Consider the following 4,996-nt stretch of genomic DNA (forward strand, 5'->3'; position numbering starts at 1 on the left):
CGCTGTGGCATCCGTTACATGCTGTCGAGCGGTGCACCCGCCCGGTGAAGCGCTGCCTCGAGCAGCTCGAGGTCGATGCGGGCGTGCTCACGTGCGATCGCGCTGGCGGCATCCGCCTGGGCGTCGCAGATAGCGGCGACCAGTTTCTCGTGGTCGGTGAGGGCGCGGGCTTCCATCTGGCGCATGCCGCCGGGTTCGCCCCACAGGTGCGCGGGGGCCGAGATGCTTACGCGAGACTCGAGTTCCACGAGCACCGATTGCAGGGTCGTGTTGTGGGCGGCGTCGCTGATTGCGATGTGCAGCAGTTCGTCGGCCTTCTGCGACTGGAGCCCAGACTCCGCGAGCCGGAAGGTCTGCAGGCGTTCGCGTATCCGCTCGATGTCATCGTCGGTGCGGTTCTCCGCCGCGGCTCGGGCAATGGTGCCGTGCAAGCGGCTGACCGCCTCGCAGGTGTCGCGCATTTCGTTCCAGCGACCACTGAGAGTGCGGTGCACCGACGCGTTCGACGTCGACGTCCACTGCTCGCGCACGAACGAACCGCCGCCGCGGCCGCGCTGCGTCTCGAGGAGGCCCTGCGCTACCAGTCGGGCGATCGCGGAACGCACGGTCATGCGACCCACCTGGAGGGATGCGGCCAGGTCGCGCTCAGACGGCAGCCGCGAGCCGGGCAGATACTCGCCGATCGCGATCGCCGTGGTGAGGCGGTCGGTGATCTCGTCGGCCCGCGACGACGGCACCAGGGGAGCGGTGAGGGTGCCGTGTGTGGGGGCCGGCGGTTGGTCGGGAGACTGGGCTTGCGCTGCGCTCGCCGACTGCACAGGTGCCGGGCCGGTCACTCGTTTGCGCAAGCGAACGCTGCCGGTCATCGATTCTCACCGCCCCTGGTTGTGCGCTGGGCGACCCCTTGCCATGGCAGCCCCTGTAATACCTATGTTAAGCGGTGCTGCGTGTCAACGTCGGCCGGCCGAGGAGCTACTGACCGCTCGATACGACGGGGAGCTCGCGTCGGACCGCGCGGTGAGCGCATCCACCCGGCACCGGATAGACCGGTTGAAGGCGCGCGGCACGATGTCGTCGTGCTCGTTCATGCACTCGCGTTTCCTGCTCAACCGCCCTGGCCCCACCCTTTACCAGCGCGGGCAGTCGCGGGTGTTCGAGGGCGCTGTGGCCGGCATCCACGCCTCGCTCGACGACCGGGACGACGCGGCGCGAGCCGAGTGGTCAGGCGACTGAACGCATCCGTCTGCGCGGAAATGTACCAAATGGTCTTGGCACGAGACCATTTTTACGTCAAGATAATGCAGCCCCCTCACAGGAAAGAGCACCGGTGCCCGAAGTGACGAACACGACCATCCCGTTCGGTGAGTACTCGACGTGGGTCAGCATCACTGAACCCGACGAGCCGCGCGCCGGGGCACTACCCCTCATCGTCCTTCACGGCGGCCCTGGCATGGCGCACAACTATCTTCAGAACCTCAGGGCTCTGACGGACACCGGTCGCACGGTCATCCTGTACGACCAGCTCGGCTGCGGCAACAGCACACACCTGCCTGACGCCCCCGCCGATTTCTGGACGCCGCAACTCTTCGTCGACGAGTTTCAGAACCTGCTCGCCCAGCTCCGCATCACCGAGTACCACCTGCTCGGGCAGTCCTGGGGTGGCATGCTCGGGGCCGAGATCGCAACCCGCGGGCCTGCTGGGCTGCGGAGCCTTGCGATCTGCAACTCGCCGGCATCCATGGCCCTGTGGGCCGAAGGAGCGACCGCACTGCGGGCCGAGCTGCCCGACGACGTTCAGCGCACGCTCACCGCGCACGAGAACGACGGAACCGTCACTGACCCCGAATACCTGCGTGCGGCGGAAGTCTTCTACCAGCGTCACGTGTGCCGGGTGGTGCCGACGCCCGCCGACTTCGCGGCCAGCGAAGACCAGATGGAAGCCGAGCCCACGGTCTACCACACCATGAACGGGCCGAACGAGTTCCACGTCGTCGGCACACTCCGCGACTGGAGCATCATCGACCGCCTCGATCACGTCGCGGTGCCCACCCTCGTGGTGGCCGGCGAATTCGACGAGGCTACCCCGGCGACCTGGGCGCCGTTCGTTGCGCACATTCCGAACGCGACGAGCCACGTGTTCCCGGATGCGAGCCACTGCGTTCACCTGGAGCACCCGGAGGCGTTCCGCCAGGTGATCGCCACGTTCCTCTCGCAGCACGACGACTAAGCACTTCGGCACCAAACCCGCACCTCCCCGCTCACCCACAGAAAGCGCAGACACATGACCACACCGCGGAGTTCCGCCGAGCTGAGCCCCCAGCAGCAGCTCGAGGCATACGGCTACAAACAGGAGCTGAAAAGGTCGGTATCAACCACCGACCTTCTCATCTACGGTCTCATCTTCATGGTTCCAATCGCGCCGTGGGCGATCTTCGGTGTGGTCTACAACGCCGCATCCGGGATGGTGCCGCTCGTCTACGTGATCGGGCTCATCGCCATGATCTTCACCGCCCTCGCCTACCAGCAGATGGCGAAATCGATCCCGCTGGCCGGCTCGGTGTTCTCCTACGTCGGCCGCGGCATCCACCCCACCGTCGGATTCTTCGCCGGCTGGGCGATCCTGCTCGACTACCTCCTGGTACCGACCCTGCTCTACGTGTTCGCGGCCGAGTCGATGATCGGGATCTTCCCCGAATCGCCACGCTGGATGTGGGCGCTGATCTTCGTTGCGGTCAACACCGTGATCAACTTGCTCGGCATCAGCTCAATCAAGCGGATGAACCGCATCTTCCTCGCCATCGAGCTCGTGTTCGTGGTCATCTTCGTGGTGATCGCCGTGAGCGCCCTTACCGGCGGAACCATCCCCGACGCTGCATTCACGATCAGCCCGCTGTGGGACGCGAGCCAGGTGACCGGGCCGCTCATCGCATCCGCTCTCTCGATCGCGGTGCTCAGCTTTCTCGGCTTCGACGGCATCTCCACGATGTCGGAGGAAGCTACCGGCGGCCGCAACTCGGCCGGCCGCGCCATGATCATGGCGCTGTGCATCGTGGCGTTCCTGTTCGTGCTGCAAACCTGGCTCGCCAGCGCGCTGGCCGGCGGGCGCGAATCGTTCAGCGACGACGAAGTGGGCAACGCTTTCTTCACCCTGGTGGAGGCGGCATCGAACAGCGGCTGGATGACCGCGTTCTTCGTTGTGAACGTGCTGGCCGTCGGCATCGCGAACGCGATGGCAGCGCAGGCCGCGACCTCCAGGCTGTTGTTCTCGATGAGCCGCGACCGCCAGCTGCCGAAGTTCCTCAGCCACATCAACAGGCGCCAGGTTCCGCAGAACGCGATCATCCTCGTGTCGGCGCTGTCGGCGATTCTGGTGCTGTTCTTCGTCGGACAGATCGACCTGATCTCGGCGCTGGTCAACTTCGGGGCCCTGTTCGGGTTCATGATGCTGCACCTCGCCGTGATCGTGCACTACATCGTGCGTAAGAAGTCGAAGAACTACCTGCTGCACCTCGCCGTGCCGGTTGTCGGCTTCCTGATCATCGGATACGTGCTGCTCAACGCGAGCGACCAAGCGAAGATCGGTGGAATCGTCTGGCTTATCCTCGGTGCCGCGGTGTTCGCCTACTACCGCGCCTCCGGGCGGAAGACCGACCTCACTGGGGAGTCCGAGCCGGGCTCCGGGCTGGGCAGCGAGTCGAGTGCCGAGCCGCGGGTGGCTCCCGCGACGGGGGAGCGGGGAGCACTGTGAGCGCGGTCAACCTCGACCCGGCAGCTGACCCGGCGCCCGCAAGCGCCGGGCCCGGCTCCGCAGGCCTCGACCACTTCCTCGGCAAGGCCCACGGCAAGTTCGCCTTCTCGGCCGACGAAACGCCCGCCCTGCGCATCACGCCGGGGACCGGCGAGCTGATCGGCTTCGAAACCAGCGACGAGGTGTACCGGCAGCTTCACGAGCACCGGGACATGGCCAAGCTGACGGCAGGCATCAATCCGGTCACCGGGCCCGTCTACGTTGACGGCGCCGAACCCGGCGACGCGCTCGCCGTCACCATCCACGAGATCAGGCTCACCGACTGCGGCTGGTCGGTCAGCCTGCCGGGCACGGGCGCGCTGCAGCACGTCATGGGCGAGGAGATGTTCACCCGGCGCGTTCCCATCGACGCGGCCGGCGCGCACGTCACCGACCGGCACGTGTTCGAAACGCGACCCATGATCGGGTGCATCGGCACGGCCCCGGCGGCCACGGTTGCGGCCTCGGGTGGCAACTCCACGGTCATGCCTGCGTACCCGCAGGGCGGCAACATGGACTTGACCGACTGCCGCCCCGGCTCGGTGGTCTACCTTCCGGTCATGGTGGCCGGCGCGTACCTCTCGATCGGTGACATCCACGCCATCATGGCCGAGGGAGAGTCGTCGTTCGTCGCCATCGAAGCCGAGGGCACCGCCGTCGTGAGTGTCGACCTCGTTCGCGGCATGGGGCTGCGCGCCCCGCGGGTCGAGACCGAAGACGAGTGGATCTTCGTCGGCCTCGGTGACCCGGTGCAGGAGAGCATCACGCGCGGCTACGAAGACATGTTCGGCTTCCTGGTGAACGACAACGGTTGGGACCGCGGCGATGCCTACGCGGTCATGAGCGCGGTCGGGCACACCCGCCTGGGTGGCCCGACCGGGTCGGAATCGCCCGACCCGCTGCATCCGTTCACCGCGGTCGGCGCGGTCACCGTGCACCGGCTGCCGAAAAGCGTTCTGTGGCCCCCGGTCACGGAGTGACGATGACGACGACCGGATACAGTGCGGTTGTCGCCGGCCGAGTCTGGTGGCAGTCGATCGACCCGGGAACGGATGCGACGCCGCTGGTGCTGCTGCACGGCGGCCCCGGCGTGCCGAGCTACTACCTCGAGCCGCTCAAGGCGCTGGCCGACGAGCGCCGGGTGGTGCTCTACGACCAGCTGGGCTCCGGCCGGTCCGACCACCCCGACGACCCGGCGCTCTGGAGTGT

General features: G+C 67.0%; 6 protein-coding genes. 5 read left to right on the plus strand and 1 reads right to left on the minus strand.

All coding sequences use genetic code 11. The features are described from left to right. Positions 1-14 precede the first annotated feature (14 nt). A complete protein-coding gene (locus JWP90_RS00390; RefSeq protein WP_297358435.1) occupies positions 15-866 on the minus strand; it encodes a GntR family transcriptional regulator in 852 nt (283 codons plus the stop codon). Between the two features lie 151 nt (positions 867-1,017). Here JWP90_RS00390 and JWP90_RS00395 point away from each other — a divergent pair, with 151 nt between their 5' ends. The 5 genes from JWP90_RS00395 to JWP90_RS00415 all read left to right on the plus strand — a co-directional run. Beyond that, positions 1,018-1,233: a hypothetical protein gene (locus tag JWP90_RS00395; protein ID WP_297358437.1), complete on the plus strand. Its 216-nt coding sequence runs from the start codon at positions 1,018-1,020 to the stop codon at positions 1,231-1,233. Positions 1,234-1,336: 103 nt separating this feature from the next. Next, a complete protein-coding gene (locus JWP90_RS00400; protein ID WP_297358439.1) occupies positions 1,337-2,227 on the plus strand; it encodes a proline iminopeptidase-family hydrolase in 891 nt (296 codons plus the stop codon). A 54-nt stretch (positions 2,228-2,281) separates the two neighbouring features. Further along, complete coding sequence (locus JWP90_RS00405; RefSeq protein ID WP_297358441.1) at positions 2,282-3,748, plus strand: APC family permease; 1,467 nt, start codon at positions 2,282-2,284, stop codon at positions 3,746-3,748. Further along, on the plus strand, positions 3,745-4,767 hold the full coding sequence (locus JWP90_RS00410) for an acetamidase/formamidase family protein (RefSeq protein ID WP_297358443.1): 1,023 nt from the start codon (positions 3,745-3,747) through the stop codon (positions 4,765-4,767). The genes JWP90_RS00405 and JWP90_RS00410 overlap by 4 nt, the downstream gene beginning before the upstream one ends. Positions 4,768-4,769: 2 nt before the next feature. Next, a partial coding sequence (locus tag JWP90_RS00415; RefSeq protein ID WP_297358445.1) for an alpha/beta fold hydrolase occupies positions 4,770-4,996 on the plus strand: 227 nt, incomplete at its 3' end.

The organism is Mycetocola sp. (assembly GCF_025464835.1).
Taxonomy (GTDB): domain Bacteria; phylum Actinomycetota; class Actinomycetes; order Actinomycetales; family Microbacteriaceae; genus Mycetocola_A.

Bases quoted from the DNA above. Each gene is read 5' to 3' on its own strand.
- JWP90_RS00390 (WP_297358435.1), bottom strand. From the start codon at position 866: ATGACCGGCAGCGTTCGCTTGCGCAAACGAGTGACCGGCCCGGCACCT.
- JWP90_RS00405 (WP_297358441.1), top strand. From the start codon at position 2,282: ATGACCACACCGCGGAGTTCCGCCGAGCTGAGCCCCCAGCAGCAGCTC.